This is a genomic window from Salinicola sp. V024 (assembly GCF_052645315.1).
This window is the reverse complement of sequence record NZ_JBQXYB010000013.1, coordinates 1-21,286: the sequence shown is the minus strand read 5'-3', so window position 1 is coordinate 21,286 and position 21,286 is coordinate 1. Positions and strand designations below refer to the sequence as shown.

Genomic DNA, 21,286 nt, shown 5'->3' with positions numbered 1-21,286 from the left:
GACTTCTCGAGGAGCGCGACATGCCTTTTGCCAACGTTGAAGAGCGTACCGTTGCCTACCGACTGCTGGGTGCCGAGGCCAACCCGCTGGTGGTTCTGGCCCATCCACTCGGAATGACTCAGGCGGTGTGGGACGACCTGTTGCCACAACTGCTGCCGCGCTATCGCGTGCTGACCTGGGATCTGCCGGGGCACGGTGCCAGTCAGGCCTGGCCGGCGGACGGCGGAGCAATAACACCGGCGCTGCTGGTCTCCGAAGCACTGGCGCTGGTGAAGCTCGCTGGCGTGGAGCGCTTCCACTTCGTCGGCACCTCGATCGGTGGCGTCATCGGTCAACAGTTGATCGCTGCGCATGGAGAGCGCCTGCTGACGGCCACCCTGACCAATACCGGCGCGGTGATCGGCAGTGCTGAGCTGTGGAACACCCGAGCCGGACGCGTACGTGTCGAAGGGCTGGCAGCGATGGCCGGTGAGATCGTGCCGCGATGGTTCGCGCCGGCACGCCTCGAGGCCGATCCGGCGCTCAAGGACGGATGGTGCGTTCAGATGGGGCGCGGCGACGCCGAGTCCTACGCCCGGCTGTGCGAGATGCTGGGGCGAGATACGTTCACCGGGCGCCTGCAGGGCAAGCGGGTGTCGATCCGTTTGCTGGGTGGCCGCGAAGATGCGGCGACCCCGCCGACGACGCTCGAAGCATTGGCTGCGGAGTGCGACGGCGCACCGCTGGAGATCTTAGAAGGTGTCGGGCACGCGCCCTCGGTGGAAGCGCCAGAACGGTTCGCGGCTTTACTGCTGGCGACATTGGCGGTGGAGCTTGGCGATGTCGGCGAGCGCGGCGTCGATTACTCGACCGGTCTGGAGACTCGCAAGCAGGTGCTCGGCGAAGAACATGTCGCCCGTTCGACGGAGAATGCCACCAGCCTGGACGCGCCCTTCCAGCAGATGATTACACGGCTGGCCTGGGGCGAGTTGTGGAGTAACAACGACCTGACCCGGCGGGAACGCAGTATGATCACTACCGGCATCTTGGCTGCGCTGGGGCGGGAGGAACTGGTGCTGCATCTCAAGACCGCCAAGCGCATCGGTCTGAGTGAAACCGAGCTTCGCCAAGTACTGATGCACGTGGCCATCTACGCCGGCGTTCCGGCAGCCAATCACGCATTCTCGCTGGCCAAGCAGCTGGGTTGGGGAGAGGGGAGCTAGCGAAGGCATTCGGCCTTCATGGAATTCGCCAAGCGAACTAACGTTCGTCTAATAGACGAAGTGTGGCTGAGCCGCAAAGGTGTAAGTCGAATATCGAAAGCCGCCGAATAACAGGGAACTCAACCATGAACCGCATCTTTGCTCGCACCATTCTTGCGCTCTCGGTAGCCGGAGCGGCCGCTGCCGCCCACGCCGACACCACGCTGCGCATGTCGCATTTCTGGCCAAGTGGTTCCGCCATCAACCAGCAAATCTTCGAAAAGTGGGCCAAGGCCGTCGAAGAGGAGTCGGGCGGCTCGCTCAAGGTTCAGAACTTCCCCTCGCAGACCTTGAGCCAGGCCGACGAGACCTACGATGCCGCTGTCAACGGCATTGCCGACATTGGCATCACCGCCCAAGGTTATACCAACGGGCGCTTTCCGCTCAGCCAGGTCGTCGAGCTGCCGGGCGTTGCCGAATCGGCTCCGCAGGGTGCCTGCGTGCTGCAGACGCTTTACGACGATGGCCGGCTGAGCGATGAGTACGACGATTCCCACGTGCTGTTCATGTTCACCACCGGGCCGGGCTACCTGCACACGAAGGACACCGACATACAGAAGCCCAGCGATCTCGAGGGGCTGCGCATGCGGCGTCCCACCGCGGTGGCCGGCGATATCATGAAGAACATGGGCGCACAGCCGGTGGGTATGCCCGCGCCGGATATCTATACCTCGCTGCAGCGTGGGGTGATCGATGGGTTGAGCATTCCCTGGGAGGGCGTCAAGAGCTTCCAGTTGGGCGAACAGCTCAACTATCACACCCAGGTACCGTTCTATACGCTGATTTTCGTCGCCACCATGAACAAGAACACCTACGAATCGTTGTCGCCGGAGCAGAAGAAGGCGATCGACGATAACTCGGGCATGAAGTGGGCCGAGAACGCCGGCCAGGTATTCGCTGCCGAGGACGAAGCGGGCCGCAAGAATGCCGTGGAGAAAGGTGACACCATCAATGTGATCGACAATCCACTGGAAAATCCGGACTGGCAGAAGCCGCTCAAGGATGGCATAGAAATCTATCTGAGCGATCTCGAATCGCGAGGCCTCGATCAGGCGCGTGACGTCTACCAGGCTGCGATGGATGCAGCCCAGTCCTGCAAGCAATAGCCGGAGCCGGTCCATGTATGCGCTTTTGCGACTCAGCCGTTGGCTGGAAGTCTTCTCGCGACTCATCGCCGGCATTGCCTTGGTTAGCCTGCTGGGGGTGACGGTCGTCGATGTGGCGCTGCGCTTTCTCTACCGCTTGAGCGACGGGGCCCTCTCGCTGAGCGTGGTGGGTAGCGTGGAGCTTGTCAGCTACCTGATGCTGTTCGCGTTGTTGGCGGCGATGGCCGCCAACGTCGAGAAAAGTCAGGTGGTGGTAGAGGCTTTCAGCCACGGCTTGCGTGATTCGCTCAAGGCGCGCATCGCCGGAGTCTATCTGCTGGGCTTCGTGGTACTGGGGCTGGTCCTGGCGTTTGGTCTATGGGATGCAGCGGCCAGCGCCGCGGCCCACGGCGAAACCACTCAGGATCTGCGCCTGCCGATGGCCCCGATCTATTACATCGCCTCGGGATTGTGCGTGCTGCTCGGCATACGCTGCCTGGTGCACGCCGTGCTCGGTGCGCTGTTCGCCCATCAAGTGGAGAGCGTCGAATGAGTAGCGAAATGATCGGCGCGCTGGGCCTGGGGCTGTTGCTGGTGCTGATGGTGCTGCGCGTGCCGGTGGCATTGTGCATGTTGATCGTCGGCGTCGGCGGCTTCGCCCAGGTGATCTCCTGGAGCGCGGCCATGTCGATGGTCAAATCGGTGCCGGTCGAAGTGCTGTCGAATTACAGCTTCAGCGCGATCCCCATGTTCATTCTGATGGGCGTATTGGCTGCGCATTCCGGCATGGCCGGCAAGCTGTTCAACTCCGTGCGGGTGATCTGCGGCGGCTGGAAGGGTGGCCTGGCGATCGCTGCGGTGGGCTCGTGCGGGATCTTCTCGGCAATCTCCGGTTCGTCGCTGGCCACCGCCAGCACCATGACCCGCGTCGCGCTGCCGGAAATGGAGCGTCATGGCTACAACCGCGGTCTGGCAACCGGGGCGCTGGCCGCAGGCGGTACGCTGGGGATCATGATCCCGCCGAGTATTGCACTTCTGATCTATGCCATCCTTACCGAGCAGTCGGTGGGCGACATGTTCATGGCCGGGCTAATTCCCGGCCTGATGGGGCTTTTATTCTATGCCCTGACGGTGACCGTGGTGGTGCACCTTCGGCCCTCGCTGGCGGCGTCGGGCGAGCGCACCTCGTGGCTCGAGAAGTTCGCCTCGCTGGCCGGGCTGCTGCCGTTTTTCGGCGTGTTCCTGGTGATCATCCTGGGCATCTATTTCGGGTTGTTCACGCCCACCGAGGGGGCCAGCGTGGGGGCCTTCGTCACTCTGCTCTATGCGCTCTTCAAGGGACTGCGCGGCAGAGAGCTGTGGGCCGCGGTACAGGAAACCCTGGCGCTGTCGACGGTGGTGTTCTTCATGCTGGTGGGCGCCGATACGCTGGGCTATTTCATCTCGGTGTCACGCATCTCGTTCTCGATCAGCGATTTCATTTTCGGTCTGTCGTTGTCGCCGATAGCGGTGCTGCTGTGCATTTTGCTGCTGTATTTCGTGCTGGGAATGTTCATGGATTCGATCGCCATGCTGGTGATCACTGTGCCGGTGGTCTACCCGATCGTCCAGGCGCTGGGCATTGACCCGGTCTGGTTCGGCATCGTCACCGTGCTCACCGTAGAGCTGGGTCTGATTACCCCGCCGGTGGGCATGAATGTGTTTGTGATAAAGGCGATGGCCCCGCACGTCGGGCTTGGCGAAATCTTCAAGGGCGTGGCGCCGTTCATTGTCTCGGACTTCGTGCGGCTGACGCTGCTGATCGTCTTTCCGTCGTTGAGTCTCTATCTGCTGACGCTGTAGAGACCGCTATTACCGGAAAGCCCGGAACGAGATCGATTGACGCGCTCTCGTGGCTGGGCTTTCATCGGTTCCAGTTGTCATCCGGGCCGCACTTTGGCCCGTCCGAGTTCATGCTTCAGGAACATCGCCATGCTCAATGCCCGCGTCAAGCTGCGTCATCTCATGGCGTTTCAGGAAGTGGCGCGGTTGCAAAGCCTGGCCAAGGCCGCGCAGGCGCTTTCCATTACCCAGCCGGCAATGTCCAAGACGATTCGCGAGCTGGAAGAGATTCTCGAGACGACGCTCTTCGAGCGCAGCCCGCATGGCGCGACTTTGACCGCCGCCGGCTTGACCCTGTTGCGTCACGCCGGCCCGGCGCTGCGCAGCCTGGGCGAAGGGTTTCAGGCGGTACGGGACGCCGCCCAGCAGGAAGCGGTGTTGCGTCTGGGCGCGCTGTCGACCGTCGAGGAAGGCCTGCTTCCTCGGGCGCTGCATCGCCTGCATGCTCAGGCACCGCAGTGGTGCGTTCATGTAGTGACGGGGCCCAGTGCGTACCTGCTCTCGCGTCTGCGAATGGGAGAACTGGATGCGGTGGCCGGACGCATGAGCGAGGCCCGCGAAATTCGCGGATTGCAGTTCGAGCACTTGTATTACGAGCCGCTGGTGCTGGTGGTGCGCGCCGGGCATCCGCTGTTGGCGCACGACACACTGGAAGGCGCAGCGATGACCGTCCATGCATGGATCGTTCCGCCGACGTCGACCACCCTGCGCGATCAAGTCGAGCGCTTCTGGGTCGAGCAAGGCGCCGAGCCGCCGCGTATCGCGCTGGAAACCCTATCGCTCTCGCTGAGCCGACGTTACGCCCTGGCCAGCGACGCGCTTTGGGTCGCGCCTCTCGATGCGGTACGCGAGGATCTCCGCGATGGCCGCCTGGCACGCTTGCCCGTGCGTCTGGAATCACGGGGCGGCTCCGTAGGGGTATGCACCAACATCGCCCTGCCGCACAACCCCGGTGTCGACGCCTTGAGCGCGTGTCTGCGCGATATCGTCGCCGAGATGGCAGTGCCTTCGGTGTGACGGCGCTCGGTCGAATGCTTATTCCTTAGTCGCATAGACTTTTGGCCGATATATCCTATGGGTTATGGCGGTGGTCGGCCATTTCAATTGGCAGGCGGCGCTAGGCCCGGACAATGAGGCATGATATCGCGGCATTCGCTCGTGCCGCGGTCCTTTCGATCAGGAGATTCGCATGCCTCGCAACGATAACAAGCGCTTCGTCGAGCGCGACCGTAACTGGCATCCCCCGGCCTATGCGCCGGGCTACAAGACCTCGGTGGCGCGCTCCCCCAGCCAGGCCTACGTCAGCATGCAGGCGCCCAGTGTCTCGGAACTCGGCGGCCCCGACTTCTCCCGACTGCGCATGGGGCCGCACGACAATGACCTGCTGCTCAACTATCGTGAAGCTCCCGCGCTCGCCGGACTGCCTATCGGCGAGCGTATCATCATGTTCGGTCGCGTCGTCGACCAGTTCGGCAAGCCGGTGCCCAATACGCTGGTGGAAATGTGGCAGGCCAATGCCGGTGGGCGCTACCGCCACAAGAAGGACGGCTACCTGGCACCGCTCGACCCCAATTTCGGCGGCGTGGGGCGCTGCCTGAGCGACGACGAGGGCTGGTATCGCTTTCGCACCATCAAGCCCGGCCCTTATCCCTGGCCCAATGACGTCAATAGCTGGCGGCCGGCGCACATTCACGTTTCGGTGATGGGACCGTCGATTTCCACACGGCTGATCACGCAGATGTATTTCGAGGGTGACCCGCTGATTCCGCTGTGCCCCATCGTGCATACCCTGCGCGATCCCGAGGCCGTGGAGACGATGATCGGTCGTCTCGACATGGCGCGTAGCCGCTCGATGGATTGCCTGGCCTACCGCTTCGACCTGGTGATCCGCGGTGAACTGCAAACCTATTTCGAGAATCAGGGGTAAACCATGCAACAGCCGAACTCACAGCCCTGCGCTGCAACCCTGCTGCGTGAAACCGCGTCACAGACGGCCGGCCCTTACGTGCATATCGGCCTGGCCCTGGATATCGCCGGCTTGCCGCCGCGCGAGGAAGAAATCTGGAATCGGCTCGCCTCTCCGGAGGCCGACGGTGAGGCCATCGAACTCGTGGGTCGCGTCATCGACGGCAATGGCGACCTGGTGCGCGACGCCTTGCTGGAAGCCTGGCAGGCGGACGCTCATGGCGACTACCAGTGCGAATTCGATCTACGTGCGCCTTTCAACAGCTTCGGACGCACCGCGACCACGGTGGAAAACGACGGCGAATGGTGCTTTCACACCATTAAACCGGGCCAGGTCGCGCGCCGCGATGGCCGCCTGATGGCGCCGCACGTCACGCTCGCGGTGTTCGCCCGTGGTATCAACATCCAGTTGCATACGCGTCTGTACTTCGAGGACGAAGCCGAGGCCAACGCGGCCTGCCCGGTACTCAACGCGGTCGAATCGCCCACGCGGCGCCAGACACTAATCGCCAAGCGCGAAGAGGGCGAGGGTAAGCCCCGCTATCGCTTTGATATTCGCCTCCAGGGCGAGGGCGAGACGGTGTTCTTCGATTTCTGAACCCGGATAGGATCTGAGCGAGCTGCCGTTGGCTTCAGATCCCAGACGCAGCGCTGGCGGAGGACCTTCGGGAAAGGCTTGCCGCTGCGCATGAAAAGGCGGGAGCCGTCGTTGGGCTAGGAGAAATCCGGCCTTTCGCTGATATGAGCGATGCGCCGGTTAGATGTCGAGTTGTCGCTTGGTCTCGAGCAGTAGGCTAGGTAGGCGAGCCCCTGTTGCAGCGCACTGTGACCGGTCAGGCTGCGGTATAAAGCCGGATTACGCCTTGGCCCGAGCAAGGGCCAGAACGATGACACCCGCAATGGCCAGCAGCGATGCGATGACAAAGCCGCGTCCCGGCCGTGGTTCGGTCTTGACGACGTAAGCGGCCAGCCAGACGGAAAGAAACACCTCGATCGTGCCGATGATGGCCACGACGGTCACGCTAGTAAATTTCAAGGCGACGAACTGTGAGGTCTGTCCGATCGAAATCGAACAGGCCGCCACCGTTTGCCATATCGCCGGTTTCCGGAACAGATCCTTGAGGTAACCGCGGTATTCCTCGCTGAACAGAGCGGCGAGACAGAACCACATCAATCCCGTCACGGCGCCGATGAAGGCTCCTGCCAGTGGGTCGGGCAGCCATTGCATGCCGAATTTCCGAGTCACGTAGGATCCACCATAGCTGGCCGCCGAGGTCACGGCGAAGGCCCGGCCGGTCGTTCGCTGCCTGCGCGCCCGTGCTGCGACTCCGGCATCCGTCCCGCGCCGAGGGGAGGCGGGGAAAACCGCGATGGCGACACCGAAAAACACCAGTACGAAGGCCAGCCCGATCCAGATCGTGATCCGTTCGCCCAGCAGGACAACCGCCAGAGCCGACGCGAAGACCGGAATCAGTCGGCGCATCAGCCCGGTTTCGATCGCCCCGACGAGTTCGACGGATCGGAAGAAGAAAAGCCGCCCCAGAACCGTCGACAGAATGCCTGCAAGGGCGAAATAGCCCACGCCCTTCAACAGGCTGAAGCCATCTCCAGACAAAGGCGGGCCCATAAACAGCCACAGCACGCCGGAGATTACAGCGGTCAACACGACCGACAGCAGCACGGCATTGCCGCTCCCGCCGTTATCGCGCGCGTTCTTGGCAATCGCGACCGATCCGAACGAATAGCAAAAAGCCGCGAAAACCGCGAAGAGCTCGCCGATCAGAGGCATCACTTGCCCTTTTTCCGCAAAGAACCGATCTCCATCAGGCGTCCGACAGCAGTTCTTCGAGGAAGCGGGTGGAGGACATGACCTCGCGCAGTGGCAGGGTTTTCTGCGCCTCGTCCAGTTCGGTGGCATAGGTCAGACCCCGACCATCCCAAAACCACCAGTAGACTATCTCGCCCTGCTTGTCGCGGATCGGCATCCGAAAGGTAGGAAAATTCCGCTCTTCCTGCGGCAGTGCGAGATGCCCGGCCTTCTCGTGCGCGAGGCCCAGCCTCTCCAATGCGCTGTCGAGCGGAATCATCGCGATGGATCGCACGTTTCCTTTGGCCAGTTTCTCGAGGTCGTCCGGGCGTGTTCGGTGGACTCCCTTCAGCAGGCGGACGACCGGCGGGTAGCTGGAGTGGTCGTGGGTCAGGTGGACGTAGGCGAGACCCCGATTTGTCTTGATCTCGACGATGTCGCCGGAACGGTAATTGGTCATTTCGGATCCTCGCTCACAGGCTGTAGGCTTCGAGGGTGGAGGGATGGAAGAGCTCCTCGATCTGCACCCTGCGTGGGGACAGCCCCTGCGCGGCGTGATAGTCCAGGAAGCGGTCGAGGACATGGGCATTGGCGCCCAGGCCGTAGCTCCAGGGATCGTCGCCCATCAGCGCGTGGACCCGGTTCAGCGTGTCCTCGACGAAGGGCATGGTGACCTTCGTCGCCGAGGTGTCCGACAAGGCTTCCTCGGCCAGACGCTTGGATTCGTTGAACGCCTTGAACAAGGCCGCCGGCAGGAACGGATACTGCTCGGCAAGGCTGCGGCGTAGGCCGAGGACGTGCATGATCGGGAAAATTCGTGTGCGACGGAAATAGTCCTCGGCCGCGCCGATGCTGTCAGAAAACAGCCGCCCGACATGGGGGTGTCCCTCGGCGAAGCAACGGGGCCAGCGTGGGCCGATGAAACCATCGATCTCGCCCGCGGCGAGCATGCCGTTGAGCGTCGCTCCTTGCGGCGCTTCCTCGACCGTGAGGTCGTCGGGTAACTGCACCTTGATCTTCTCGGGTCGGCCGGGTGTGTCCATTCCGCCACGGACCCAAGTCACGTCGGCGGGTTTGACGCCGTGGTTCTCTTCCAGGATGCCGCGAACCCAGACATTGGCCGAAAGCTGATACTCGGCGATGCCGATCCGGCGGCCTTTCAGATCCTCCGGTTTCTCGATGCCACGATCGGTTCGGATATAGACAGAGGTGTGTCGGAATGCCCGGCTGAGGAAGACCGGGATGGCGACATAATGCGGCTCGCCGCGCGCGACCGAGATCGAATAGGAGGAGAGTGAGAGTTCCGATATATCGAAGGCCTGGTGCCGAAAAGCGCGGAAGAACATCTCCTCCGGCGACAGCAGCATGGGCACGGGATCGACGCCATCGATTTTGACTCTTCCATCGACGATGGCCCGAGTCCGGTCGTAATTCCCCATAGCGAGGGACAGCTTTAGATCGGTCAACTTATGTCTCCTTGTTTATGCGATACCGCATTGACGCTTGAGCTTGCTGGCGCGGCCGAGCCCGGCGAGGCCCAGACGAACGGGAATTACAGGTCGAGAACCAGTCTTTCCGACTTGGCCCGCGAGACGCAGATCATGATGAAATCGTCTTTTTCCTCGCCCATCAGCACCATGTCACGGTGGTCGGGATTACCTTCCAGAAGGCGGGTCTTGCAAGTGCCGCAGGTGCCGCTTTCGCAGGAACTGACGGTCGCGAAGCCCGCATCCCGCAGTGTCTCCAAAATCGACCTGTCGTCGGGAATGGTCACGGTCTTGCCGCTTTTCTTGAGCTCGACCTCGAAAGGCGTATCGTCCTCGCGCACGACCTCGACCGGCTTGAAGTCCTCGAAATGCACGCGGCCTTCGGGCCAGTGTCCTGAAATCGCGTCGATTTCCTCCATCAGCGGTGCCGGCCCGCAGCAATAGACGTGCATCGGCTGTGGCTCGGCGAAGTGATCCCAGAAGTCATACACTTGCTCGGGGTCGCCGTCGTCGTGATGGACCGTGATCCTGTCGCCGAACTCGCTCGACAACTCGTCGAGATAGGCGGTTTCCTCTTCGCTCCGGGTGCAGTAGATGATCCGGAAATTCTTGCCCTGGCGCTCCAGATCGCTGGCCATCGCATAGATCGGCGTAATACCGATGCCGCCCGCGATGAGCAGGTATTCCTGTGCATCCGACGACATCGGAAAGTCGTTCTCGGGCGGCTCGATATTCAGTTCAGCCCCTTCGGCCGCTTCGTCATGCATAGAGGCCGAGCCGCCGCGCGATTTGAACTCGCGCTTGACGGCAATGACGTATTCCTTTGGCTCCGAACCGTCATTGACGAGCGAATAGCGCCGCATCGCGCCGGAGGGCGTCTCGACGGTGATATGGGCACCAGACATGAAAGCGGGAAGTTCAACGTCTTCGATAGGCTTCAACGTGAATTCGGTCACGCTCGGGGTCAACTCGCGCCGGCGTTCAACGCGCATTTTGATAAATTCCATGCAGTTTCTCCAAAAAAACCGTCGTGCTACTTGATAACTTAGATGTCTAAGTATATGGTGTCAAGTGTCGCAAGATCGGCTAGCACAACCGACATAATTGGGTTGGAGGAGTGATCTCATGCTTACCCCCGAAGAAAATGAAGTTTTGACACGTGTCACTGGCGATGCGCCGATGGCCAGACTCATGCGTCAGCATTGGACCCCGGTCTGCCTGATCGAGGAAGTTGCCGAACCTGATGGCAAGCCACTGCGCGTGGAAGCGCTGGGCGAAAGCTATGTCGCTTTTCGCGATACCAAAGGGCGGCTCGGTTTGCTCGACGAGCGTTGCCCGCACCGGAAAGCCTCGCTGGTCTTCGGTCGCAACGAGGAATGCGGGCTGCGCTGCCTTTATCATGGTTGGAAGATGGATGTGGACGGCAACGTATTGGCTATGTCCTCGGAACCCGAGGGCAGCCCGTTGATGAATAAGGTGAAGGCGCGATCCTATCCGGTACGTGAGTGGGGGGGCTTCGTTTGGGCCTGGCTTGGCGACAAGGACGATATGCCCGAGTTTCAGCCGCCCGCCTTTGCCCCGGAGGAAGATACGCCGGTCTCGATCCTCAAGATCCGCGTGCCTGCCAACTGGGCGCAGATCCATGAAGGTCAGATCGACAGCGCGCACTCGTCATCGCTACATTCGTCCGACATGGTGCCGGCGAGGGTCGAGGGCGCCTCGGCCGATGACAAGTCCTGGTACCGGCCCTCCACCGACAAGTCGCCGCGGATGCAGACCGAGACCACCAGCTATGGTTTTCACTATGCCGCCATCCGCAAGCCGATCAAGAAAGCGGGCACGCACAACTACCTGCGTATCACCGAGTTCGTCGCGCCTTATTACTCACTGATCCCACCCAACAATAATTACAAGGTGGCCAGCGTGATCGTACCGATCAACGATGACGAGACCGCTTTCCACTTCATCGCCTTTGGTGGGCCGAATGTCCCCTCGACCGAGGAGTGGCGCAAGTTCGCTTACGCAGTCCCAGGTGTCGATGTGGATGATAAATGGCGTCCGATCAGGACGCTGGAAAATGACTTTCTTCAGGATCGCGAGGCCATGAAGGAAGGCAACTTCACCGGGGTACCGGGAATCCCGAATCAGGACATCGTGATGTGGGTTTCCATGGGTAGCCGGGTGCAGCGCCATACCGATGTGCTGGGCGCTTCGGACTTGGCCATAGTCGAGTTTCGCAGGCTGATGGTGGATGCGGCGCAGAAGGTTGCCGGAGGAGGACGAGCCATCGGCACCGACTCACCGATTCGGCAGGCTAACATCGCCTCGCACGAGGGTGTCCATCCCAAAGAGATCGACTGGCGGACACTGGTCAATGCGTCGGAAGTGCCTCAAGCGTCGGACACTGTCCAGGCACAGGACATGGCCCAGACGGCGGAATGAACCCGTCGACTTTCTCACGAAAAATGTCCGCGTCGCCTTGGCGATCACGCGGGCATTTTTGAGTCGGGCAAGGCTCCCTTCATTCACCGGCTTTCACGTCGCGCTTTCTACACTTCATATCTCCTAAGCGACCAGGCTCATCTAGTAGCGCACGTCGAATATGCTCCATCCGGCCTACCCAACCAATCGATTTACCCTTAACCGGTAAAGCGAGTGCAATGCCAGTTTATCGATCGATCTAAGGTATCTTGCGAACGTGTAAGGTATTTTTAATCAAAGATTTATCCGAACAGGATATGCCTCGGCTTCCAGCTGAAATCCGTCAAAATACCCTCTGGACGCACGTTTTCTCATCTGGCTTTCCTGATATTCCTGGCGAGGGTCGGGATATGTCATTCGAAAGTATTAGGCATACAGTCTTGACTTGATAGTAGCGCCAGGATATAAATTTAGATGTCTAATAAAGCTGGCGGTCGCCATGTCCATCTGTGAAGAAAAGCAGGACAGAAAACACGATTTCTACGACAGTGAGTGGCGCATGGTAAACGATCAAGAACGCCAAAACTCATAACCATATAGAGTCTCGGTATCTTGTTTGACCAACTCTGATTTTATTTTTCAGGCGTGGAGTTCATCATGACATCATCGACTAGAGGAGCCGTTATTGTTACAGGTTCCGGCCAAGGGCTTGGTCGCGCCTTCGCCCACCGCCTGGCTGCCGAAGGTTATGCTGTCGTCGTGGCGGATATCGCAAAAGACAAGGCCGAGGTTGTCGCTAGTGAACTAGAGCAAGCCGGCTACCGGGCGACTTCGCTCGAGGTCGATGTTACCGACGAGCGATCGGTCGGCAAGATGGTACAGACAGCGCTCGATAATTATGGCAGCGTCGATGGCCTCATAAACAACGCTTCGATCTTCTCCTCGCTCAAGATGCGGCCTTTCTTCGAGATTCCGCTTGACGAATGGCGAACTGTCGTCGATGTGAACATGACCGGCGCCTTCATCTGCTCCAAGGCTGCTGCGGCGCCCATGCAGCAGCGTGGCGGCGGGAGGATCATCAACATAGCTTCGGCTGTGGTGCCGATGGGGCGCCAAAACTACCTGCACTATGTCAGCTCCAAGGCCGGTATCGTAGGCATGACGCGTGCAATGGCCCGCGAGCTGGGCGATTGGAACATCACAGTCAACGCCATTCTGCCCGGCGCCACTGACACGGAGATCGAGCGTGAGACCGTTACCGCGGAGCAGCGCAAAGCGCTGATCGCGATGCGATCGATCAAACGTACTCAGGTGCCTGACGATCTGTCCGGTGTCGTATCGTTTCTGATGTCAAGCGACAGCAGCTTCATGACGGGTCAGAGTTTGATCGTCGATGGTGGTGCGGTTTTCTCCTGATGAAGTATTGAGGAGCGCCCGGACAATGAATGACAACACGGCAACTCGAAACATCCGCGTGGCGGTCACACCGTCGAAAGTTGCTCCCTTCGATATTCGGCCGGCTCGCATTCGCGAGCTCGCCGGCGGCTTCAATTACGCACTGGAAGCTACCGGGAGCCCCGAGGTACTGCAGCAAGGGATCGACAACCATTGCTACCCGGGGAAAGATCGGAATCATCGGCGCTCCGCCCCTGGGATGGACGCCGGATTCGACACAAGCGACCCGTTGATCGGTGGCAAGCACATCCGTGGCATCGTAGCAGGCGACAGCGTGTCTAAGATATTCATCACCCAATTGGTCTATCTATACCTGAAAGGGAACTTCCTCTTTTACAAGCTGCTCGCTTCTATGATTTCGACAACATTAATACTGCCGTCAAGATAGCGAAAGCGGCCTCACGTTCAAGTCGATTTTGAGGAATGGCGCATACTGAAACTTTTCATCGGACCAGAGACCCATGGTGACAGAATACATGTCATGGAGTCTTGTAATTCCGCATCTCTCGTCCAAGCATAATCTTTATATAAAGCTGTAATTTGGATAGACAGTCTATGTTCACCATCATGAATTTTACGGATTTACGCTAAGGATGTTCTCCATGGTTGGATATCAACGTGACTGAAAATATCAGGAATTTTGTCGTATTGTCGAAAGCACGCCGGGCAAGCTAACAATGAGAAAATTACAATGAAATTTCTGAAAATAACTGCAGTCGCGACCGCCGCTATGATGTTTGCTTTTTCGGGCTTAACTCAGGCGCAAAACCTTCGCCTTCTATCGAGCTGGGATTCGAGTTATGCAGCGGTGAGCGACGTGCTGATGCCGTTCATTAAGACATTAAAGGAAGAGACGACCGACGATATTGGCATTAGCGTGATGGGGCCTGAAACTGTGCCGCCGTTCGAACAGTTGGATCCCGTAGGACGTGGTCTGTTCGACATGCTCTTCACGAACGGTGCGTATCACTTCAACGAAATAGCCGTTGGTATGACGCTAGACGCCATGGGCGGGAACACCGAGGCACTCCGCGAGGCTGGCATCTGGGATGCGGTCGATGCCGATTACCAGGAGATCGGGCTGAAGCTGATCGCGGTTCTCTACGATCTCAACGGCTATCACATCATGCTGAAAGAGCCGGTGGGTGAGGAGGGTTTGGCCGGGCGCCGCATTCGGGGCACCCCGATCTATCATTCCGTGATCGAAGCCTTGGGCGGCTCTCCGGTGGTGTTGCCCGGCGGCGAAATTTATCCCGCGCTGGAACGTGGCGTGGTGGATGGTGCGGGCTGGCCTACCGTTGGTGCAGTGTCCTACAAATGGTACGAAGTCGCCGATTACATGATGCGCCCAACATTCGGACAAGTGGGGCACATGGTCCTGATGAACCTCGACACATGGAACAGCCTGGACGAGACATCGCGCGCCGAGATCGAGGCGGCGGCGCGGAGTTTCGAGCTTGAAGCAAACGAGATTTTCGACCGTCTTACCACCGCGGAGCGCGAGACGCTCGAAGCGGAAGGCGTGCGTGCGACAGAGCTGAACGAGGAGATGGCTTCCAAGCTCAATTCGGCTTGGTTCGATGGGGCGCTCGACCTCGCGGCGACGAAGAACGCCGACGCCGTCGAAGAGATCCGAACCCTTGCCATTGACGCAGGCCTGAATGACTGATCCCTATCCTTTCAATGCCGGCTCACGAGCCAGGCCAATGGTCCGGTGTCGAGGAATACTCGAATATGAAGCTATTGCTGACAGTCCATGACGGAATCAGCCGGGCCGGTTTTATTCTCGGTTGCATGGCCTTAGGAGCGATCGTCTGCATCTACGCATTCGAGGTCATTTCGCGGTATGCCTTTGGAGCACCGACCATTTGGGCGAGCGATTTCGTTTCGTTCCTGTTGCTGATTTCGGTCTTCGCCACCGCGCCTTGGCTGACACGGGAAGGTGGACATGTTGCTGTGACCATCGTGCCCGATTTGCTGCCGGCGGTGCGGGATCTTGTTCTCCGGGTAGGTTTTTTGATGGCAGCTGGTGTCTGCCTCTGGGCGAGTTGGATCTGCTTTGAAGAGAACATCTACCTTTACAATAGAGGCACATCCACACTGACAACGGTGCGAATCCCGAAATGGATTCTCTCTGCGTTCATTACCTACGGGCTTCTGAACACCGGCCTGTATTTCCTACGCCTGACGTTCGGTGCGAGTCCAAAAGAGACACAAAATGGTTGAAGGTATTGCAGCGGTTCTTGTCGGGGTCAGCTTTCTGTTGGCACTCATGGCGATCGGCATGCCGGTTTTCGCGGCCTTTCTCTTTATCAATCTCGTGGCGGTGGCGCTTATCATGGGCCCAGTTGGCTATGGAATGTTCGTCAACAGCCTCTTCGAGACGACTACATCCCAGTCACTGGTCACGATCCCGCTCTTTATCCTGATGGGCGAGATCCTGTTTCGATCGAACTCGGTCGAGGTGCTGTTTGTGTCCATTGACACATTGGTGGGGCGCGTGCGGGGTCGCCAATATGTGCTGTCGATTCTGCTGGCCACGGTGTTCAGCACGCTTTCGGGGGCGGCGATGGGCGTGGCCGCCATGCTGGGCCGGTCGCTGCTGCCGGGTATGATCGGCCGCGGCTATGACGCGCGTCTTTCCGCCGGGACAATCCTGGCGGGGGCGAGCCTGGCGCCGCTGATCCCGCCCAGCGTCCTCGTGATCATCATCGGGACGCTTGCCGGCGTGTCCATCGCAGGCCTGCTGATCGCCGGCATCCTGCCGGGACTGATGTTCGCCGCGATCTTCCTGATCTACTGTTTCATTCGGACTTGGCGCGCGCCGTCGCTTGCCCCGCAGGAAACGGACAGTGGCCCTACTCCGTCAGTGCGTCAGAAGGGCTGGGCACTGCTGCGGATCGTCCCGTTCTCGATCATCATCCTGATGGTGATGGGGCTAATCCTGATGGGAATCGCGACGCCGACTGAGGCCGGCGCTATGGGGGTGATCGGCTCGCTTATCACTGCCGCTATCTACCGTAACTTGTCGCTGCGAATGATCATCGGGGCGCTGGCCTCCTCGGCCAAGGTATCAGCCATGATCCTGTTCATCATGGCCAGTTCTAAACTGTTCAGCCAACTTCTTGCCTTTACCGGCGGCGCGACCGCGATGACCGAGTGGGTGGTTGCGCTGGACGTCTCGCGTTGGACCATGCTCATCCTGCTGATGGCTCTGCCGTTCGTTCTTTGTATGTTCATCGATCAGATAGCGCTGATGCTAATCGTAATCCCGATCTATCTGCCCATCATCGAGCGTCTTTCATTCGATCCGATCTGGTTCTGGCTACTTTTCTTGGTGAACATAACTGTCGGCGGAATGACCCCGCCCTTCGGCTACACCCTTTTTGCTCTCAAGAGTGCTTGGCAGGAGGCGTCGCTAGGCACGGTGTTTTCCGCGGCTTGGCCGTTTGTGATGCTCTACGTGCTTGGGATGTTCATCCTCGCCATTTTTCCGGGGTTGACCACCATTCTTCCTTCATTGCTCTGACATGATGCTGCAGGAGATCCAGATGCACAGATCCATCAACTATCCCACCTACCCGCAAGGGGAACGATCGTGATGGCAGGTAGCGTGACCTTCGGGCAGGAGATCGGTTGGGGACAACGCCCCTTGCTGCTGGTGATCGACGTTACCCGTGCCTTCACGGAGCCGGATCGCCCCCTCGGTTCGGACGCGACGGCGTTGGTCGAAACCTTGAATCGGCTGATCGGTGCGACGCGCGAGGGCGGGTTGCCGGTCATGTTCACCCGAGTCGCCTACGACCAGCCCGACCTGTCGGACGCCGGGCTCTGGGCGCGCAAGATCGGCCGACTGGACGACCTCGTCGCGGATAGCGACGGGGTCGAGATGGATCCACGCCTCGATATCCATGCCGGCGATCCGATCCTGACCAAGAAATACGCTTCCTGCTTCTTCGGCACCGATCTCGCCAGTCGTTTGGTCTCAGCGGGGATCGACACGCTGATCATCGCCGGCCTCAGTACGAGCGGCTGCGTTCGTGCCACGACCGTCGATGCCATCCAGCAGGGCTTCCGTCCCATCGTCGTCGAGGATGCGGTTGGCGACCGTTGGCAGGACGCACACCGCCAGGCGCTCGCCGACATGAAAGCGAAATATGCCGATCTCGCCACGACCGACGCGGTGACCGAGCGACTTCGCCAGTGGCCGAGCAAGGAACAGGGACCGAAACAATGAACGAGAGGAGGAACGCATGACAGACAAATCAGTGGAAGCCGTCCTGCCGAAGAATCGCCAGCTCTATTACGGGGGCGCCTGGCACGCGCCTTCCGCCGACGGCTACGACGAGACCTTCAATCCGGCAACGGGCGAAACGCTCGCGACCGTGGCCACCGCCGGCGAGGCGGACGTTGCCGCGGCCGTGGCCGCCGCGCGTGCCGGGTTTCTCGAATGGCGCGATGTCGCTCCGCTCGAGCGGGCACGTATCCTCAAGGAGATCGCCGCGATCATCCGCAAGCATGGCGACGAGCTTGCCCTGATCGATTCCGCCAATTGCGGCAACCCCTATGGCGAGATGAAGGGCGACGCGCAGGTCGCCGCCATGCAGATGGAGTTCTTTGCCGGACTGGTGACCGAAATGAAGGGTGACACCATTCCGATGGGGCCGGACCGCGTGAACACGACCGTACGCGAGCCGTTGGGCGTGGTGGCGCGCATCCTCGCCTTCAATCACCCGCTGATGTTCTGCGGCGGCAAGATGGGCGCGCCGCTGGCCGCCGGCAATGCCGTCATCGTCAAGCCACCGGTGCAGGCGCCGTTGTCCGCCCTGCGTCTGGCCGAGTTGATCGAAGGACTGCTGCCCGCCGGCGTCTTCAACGTGCTGCCCGGCGGTACCGAGGCCGGTGCGACGCTGGCCAGCCATCCGGGCGTGGACAAGGTCACGCTGATCGGGTCGGTCGCGGCCGGCCGTGCCGTCATGAAAAGCGCCAGCGACACGCTGAAGCCGGTATTGCTGGAACTTGGCGGCAAGAACGCGCTGGTCGCCTATCCCGACAGCGACTCGGATAAGGTGGCCGATGCCATCGTCGCCGGGATGAATTTCAGTTGGTGCGGCCAGTCCTGTGGCTCGACCAGCCGCGCCTTCCTGCACGAGGATCTGCACGACGCGGTGGTCGAGAAGCTGAAAAAGGCCGCCGAACGTTTCAAGCCGGGCATTCCGACCGATCCGGCGACGACCATGGGCGCCCTGGTCAGCCGACAGCACTTCGAGCGGGTCATGGGTTACATCGAGTCGGGCAAGGCCGAAGGTGCCAGGGTGGTGAGCGGCGGCCATGCCGTCACTGACGGCCCACTGGCACATGGCTGTTTCGTCGCGCCCACGATCTTCTCGGAAGTCACGCCGCAGATGCGAGTCGCCCGCGAGGAGATCTTCGGCCCCGTTCTCGTTGTGCGGCGCTGGTCGGACGAGAAGGAGATGCTGAACGAGGTGAACGGCCTCGATGTCGGGCTGACCTGTTCGATCTGGACCCGCGATCTGGTCACCGCACACCGGACCGCCTCGCGCGTCGAGGCAGGCTTCGTCTGGATCAACGAGGTCGGCCGGCATTTCCTCGGCGCCCCCTTCGGCGGGTACAAGCAGTCGGGGCTCGGGCGCGAAGAGGGCATCGGCGAACTGATCTCCTTCACGCAAGAAAAGAATGTCCACATCCATCTGGCAGGGCAGTAGATCGAGCCATAACTCCCGACATTTGGCATGGATCGGCCGGTCCTTTTGTCCGGTCGTTCCGTCGCATGTCAGCCAGACAATCACCCTCGCTCAGTTTCTTTCCAACTCCCGGGATGCCAAGTCGCGTGATGCGCATGCATCGATTTTCGGCGAAGAGATGATGTCGTGTGCTGGGATCAAGAATCGGTGCCGTTGCTAACCAGGCCCACTGCATCATCTCTCTGACTCGCTCGGGAGTGGTTTTACGCCTTTCAACTGACGATAAATAAATGACCCGATCGATAGATCGGGTCGGGTTCGTTTCGCCGCGGGCAATGCCCTACGAATCACGGGTCAGGTCAAATTGCATCGATCATGAAACGCGCGAAGAACGCTGCCAGTTCGTCGTGGGCGTCCAGGGGCTGTACCTGGGCAACATGCTGATCCGGGCGCACCACGACCAGGCAACCTCGTTCCCGTTCGATGTCTCGCAGTTCGAAGATGTCCTGGTCATGGGTGCCATCTGCGCAGAAGACCTTTTCGTAATCACGCAGGCCATAGTGTCCCTTGCTGGGCCAGAGTAGTGTCGGGAAGGCATCGAGGGAAAGCTCTCGGAAGCCTTGCTGACAGATGACTCGCAGGTCGAACACGGCATCGATATCGGCATCGGCCGGCGTATAGCGTCGTATCGGGCTCTGCGGCGATTCGGCAAGGAAGTCGCAAAGCGCCCGCAGCCTTGAGTCGGTCGCGGTGGGATTGCCGGCCCCGGCGAAGGCGAACAGCCGCCAGCGACCGTCGGCATCGATCACATGCCCAAGGTGCATCGGTTTGGCATCGGCCAGGCGCACGACGGGCGCGGAGTGAAAGCGCATGCCGATCTCGAATCCCCTGGCCAGTCGCTGATGGGTGAGTTCGGCCGAAATCAACGAGGGGTAATACTGGATCGCCGTGCCGGCGGTAAAGCGGCCCTGCTGGACAAAGTAGCGCTGAAACTCGGCCGGGTCGACGCCGTCGCCCTGATCGTCGGGAGAGCGCTTGGGCGGAGCGCTGAACATCCTGGCGAACTGTCGGTCAAAATCGATTAACTCCTTGGCCACGGTCTGGCGTTCCGTGGTGTAGGTATGCAGGAGCGCCGGTTGGCAGCGGCCCTGCAATACGGCGGCCAGCTTCCAGCCCAGATTGAAGGCGTCTCGCATGGAGACATTCATGCCTTGGCCAGCCTTCGGGCTATGGGTATGACAGGCATCCCCGGCGATGAAGACATGCGGCAGGCGCTGCTCCACTGCCTCCAGCGGCACGTCATCGAACTTGTCGCACAAGCGCTGGCCGATCTCGTATACCGACCACCAGACGATCTCCTTCACCTCCAGGGTATAGGGATGGAGGATGCGCTGGGCGGCGGTAACCAATTGATCGGCAGTGATGTTGCGGTTGGCGACGCGTTCGTCCGCCTTGAGCTTGTCGAGTTCGATGTAGAGTCGCACCAGGTAACCCCCCTCGCGCGGGATTACCAGGATATTGCCTTCGTTGGCGGAGTGGATCGCCGTCTTCATCCGGATATCCGGGAAGTCGGTAACCGCCAGCACGTCCATGACGCCCCACGCCTGGTTGGCGGAATCGCCGTGAAGGAAACGCCCCAGCGACTTGCGCACTGCACTGCGCGCTCCATCGCAACCCACCACATAGCGCGCGCAGCGTCTCCGTCTCGTCCTGATGGGCATTGTCGGTGCGTTCGAGCGTGACCGTCACCGGATAATCCGTGTCGCTCGAACCGACGGCAGCGGATTTGAGCGGATCGACCGTCAGTTCCACCAGTCGACGAGAGTAGTCGGGAACCAGTCGCGACGGGGAGTTCCGCATGACTTCCAGATAGAAATCGTGGACCCGGGCCTGGTTGAGCACGGTATGGGGAAACTCGGAGAGATCGTCCTCCGTGTCCTGGATGCGACCGTGACGCACGATCTGCCTGCGATGCGTTTCGTCGGGCTTCCAGAATACCGTTTCGTTGATCCAGCAGGCTTGGCGGTCTCAATGACCAAGTGCAACACGTGAGCCATCAGGTACGGTGTTGCCATGACTTACTGCTATCGCCATCTCTCTGCTGAAGACCGAGCCGCCATCATGATGATGCGAGCCACGCATTCGATCCGGGCCATTGCCACTCACCTGGGTCGTGCGCCGAGCACCGTGTCGCGTGAAATTGCTCGCCATACGGTTGACCCTATCAAGGGCTACGATG

Annotated in this window: 21 protein-coding genes; 16 read left to right on the top strand and 5 right to left on the bottom strand. The window is 60.3% G+C overall.

Annotation, left to right across the window (positions count from 1 at the left end):
- Positions 1–20 precede the first annotated feature (20 nt).
- The 7 genes from ACUN9V_RS16160 (at position 21) to pcaG (ending at position 6,770) form a co-directional block, all read left to right on the top strand.
- On the top strand, positions 21–1,202 hold the full coding sequence (locus tag ACUN9V_RS16160) for an alpha/beta fold hydrolase (protein WP_445512148.1): 1,182 nt from the start codon (positions 21–23) through the stop codon (positions 1,200–1,202).
- A 125-nt stretch (positions 1,203–1,327) separates the two neighbouring features.
- Complete coding sequence (locus tag ACUN9V_RS16155; RefSeq protein WP_322528089.1) at positions 1,328–2,347, top strand: TRAP transporter substrate-binding protein; 1,020 nt, start codon at positions 1,328–1,330, stop codon at positions 2,345–2,347.
- A 13-nt stretch (positions 2,348–2,360) separates the two neighbouring features.
- Positions 2,361–2,879, top strand: coding sequence for a TRAP transporter small permease (locus ACUN9V_RS16150; RefSeq protein WP_322528088.1), 519 nt, complete (start codon positions 2,361–2,363; stop codon positions 2,877–2,879).
- Entirely contained in the window at positions 2,876–4,168 is a 1,293-nt protein-coding gene (locus ACUN9V_RS16145; RefSeq protein WP_322528087.1) for a TRAP transporter large permease, read from the top strand. The genes ACUN9V_RS16150 and ACUN9V_RS16145 overlap by 4 nt, the downstream gene beginning before the upstream one ends.
- Positions 4,169–4,297: 129 nt before the next feature.
- Entirely contained in the window at positions 4,298–5,224 is a 927-nt protein-coding gene (gene pcaQ / locus ACUN9V_RS16140) for a pca operon transcription factor PcaQ (RefSeq protein ID WP_322528086.1), read from the top strand.
- 172 nt (positions 5,225–5,396) lie between these two features.
- Positions 5,397–6,134: a protocatechuate 3,4-dioxygenase subunit beta gene (pcaH, locus tag ACUN9V_RS16135; RefSeq protein WP_445512147.1), complete on the top strand. Its 738-nt coding sequence runs from the start codon at positions 5,397–5,399 to the stop codon at positions 6,132–6,134.
- A gap of 3 nt (positions 6,135–6,137) precedes the next feature.
- Positions 6,138–6,770, top strand: a complete 633-nt coding sequence (pcaG, locus tag ACUN9V_RS16130) for a protocatechuate 3,4-dioxygenase subunit alpha (RefSeq protein ID WP_322528084.1) — start codon at positions 6,138–6,140, stop codon at positions 6,768–6,770.
- A gap of 258 nt (positions 6,771–7,028) precedes the next feature.
- On the opposite strand, the gene ACUN9V_RS16125 is transcribed toward pcaG, so the two are convergent.
- The 4 genes from ACUN9V_RS16125 to ACUN9V_RS16110 all read right to left on the bottom strand — a co-directional run bounded on the left by ACUN9V_RS16125 (position 7,029) and on the right by ACUN9V_RS16110 (position 10,473).
- Positions 7,029–7,961, bottom strand: a complete 933-nt coding sequence (locus ACUN9V_RS16125) for a DMT family transporter (protein ID WP_322528083.1) — start codon at positions 7,959–7,961, stop codon at positions 7,029–7,031.
- 34 nt (positions 7,962–7,995) lie between these two features.
- Positions 7,996–8,439, bottom strand: a complete 444-nt coding sequence (locus ACUN9V_RS16120; RefSeq protein ID WP_445512146.1) for a hypothetical protein — start codon at positions 8,437–8,439, stop codon at positions 7,996–7,998.
- Positions 8,440–8,452: 13 nt separating this feature from the next.
- On the bottom strand, positions 8,453–9,445 hold the full coding sequence (locus tag ACUN9V_RS16115) for an ABC transporter substrate-binding protein (protein ID WP_445512145.1): 993 nt from the start codon (positions 9,443–9,445) through the stop codon (positions 8,453–8,455).
- Positions 9,446–9,531: 86 nt separating this feature from the next.
- Positions 9,532–10,473, bottom strand: coding sequence for a PDR/VanB family oxidoreductase (locus tag ACUN9V_RS16110; protein ID WP_445512144.1), 942 nt, complete (start codon positions 10,471–10,473; stop codon positions 9,532–9,534).
- 118 nt (positions 10,474–10,591) lie between these two features.
- On the opposite strand from ACUN9V_RS16110, the gene ACUN9V_RS16105 reads away from it, so the two are divergent.
- The 8 genes from ACUN9V_RS16105 (at position 10,592) to ACUN9V_RS16070 (ending at position 19,068) form a co-directional block, all read left to right on the top strand.
- Complete coding sequence (locus tag ACUN9V_RS16105) at positions 10,592–11,908, top strand: Rieske 2Fe-2S domain-containing protein (protein WP_445512143.1); 1,317 nt, start codon at positions 10,592–10,594, stop codon at positions 11,906–11,908.
- A 636-nt stretch (positions 11,909–12,544) separates the two neighbouring features.
- On the top strand, positions 12,545–13,303 hold the full coding sequence (locus ACUN9V_RS16100) for an SDR family NAD(P)-dependent oxidoreductase (protein WP_445512142.1): 759 nt from the start codon (positions 12,545–12,547) through the stop codon (positions 13,301–13,303).
- A gap of 25 nt (positions 13,304–13,328) precedes the next feature.
- Positions 13,329–13,730 carry a hypothetical protein gene (locus tag ACUN9V_RS16095; protein ID WP_445512141.1) on the top strand — a complete coding sequence of 134 codons (402 nt, stop codon included), beginning with the start codon at positions 13,329–13,331 and terminating at the stop codon, positions 13,728–13,730.
- Between the two features lie 303 nt (positions 13,731–14,033).
- Positions 14,034–15,011 carry a TRAP transporter substrate-binding protein DctP gene (gene dctP / locus ACUN9V_RS16090; protein WP_445512140.1) on the top strand — a complete coding sequence of 326 codons (978 nt, stop codon included), beginning with the start codon at positions 14,034–14,036 and terminating at the stop codon, positions 15,009–15,011.
- Between the two features lie 65 nt (positions 15,012–15,076).
- A complete protein-coding gene (locus tag ACUN9V_RS16085; RefSeq protein ID WP_445512139.1) occupies positions 15,077–15,568 on the top strand; it encodes a TRAP transporter small permease in 492 nt (163 codons plus the stop codon).
- Positions 15,561–16,871: a TRAP transporter large permease gene (locus ACUN9V_RS16080; RefSeq protein ID WP_445512138.1), complete on the top strand. Its 1,311-nt coding sequence runs from the start codon at positions 15,561–15,563 to the stop codon at positions 16,869–16,871. Before ACUN9V_RS16085 ends, ACUN9V_RS16080 begins: the two co-directional genes overlap by 8 nt.
- A gap of 72 nt (positions 16,872–16,943) precedes the next feature.
- Entirely contained in the window at positions 16,944–17,579 is a 636-nt protein-coding gene (locus tag ACUN9V_RS16075; RefSeq protein WP_445512209.1) for an isochorismatase family protein, read from the top strand.
- A gap of 16 nt (positions 17,580–17,595) precedes the next feature.
- Positions 17,596–19,068 (top strand): aldehyde dehydrogenase family protein, encoded by a 1,473-nt coding sequence (locus tag ACUN9V_RS16070; protein ID WP_445512137.1) that lies wholly within the window; start codon positions 17,596–17,598, stop codon positions 19,066–19,068.
- 338 nt (positions 19,069–19,406) lie between these two features.
- Here the strand turns inward: ACUN9V_RS16070 and ACUN9V_RS16065 are convergent, their stop codons facing one another.
- Positions 19,407–20,699, bottom strand: a complete 1,293-nt coding sequence (locus ACUN9V_RS16065) for an FAD-dependent monooxygenase (RefSeq protein ID WP_445512136.1) — start codon at positions 20,697–20,699, stop codon at positions 19,407–19,409.
- A gap of 421 nt (positions 20,700–21,120) precedes the next feature.
- On the opposite strand from ACUN9V_RS16065, the gene ACUN9V_RS16060 reads away from it, so the two are divergent.
- The coding region (locus ACUN9V_RS16060) for a helix-turn-helix domain-containing protein (protein ID WP_445512208.1) at positions 21,121–21,286 on the top strand (166 nt) is incomplete at its 3' end.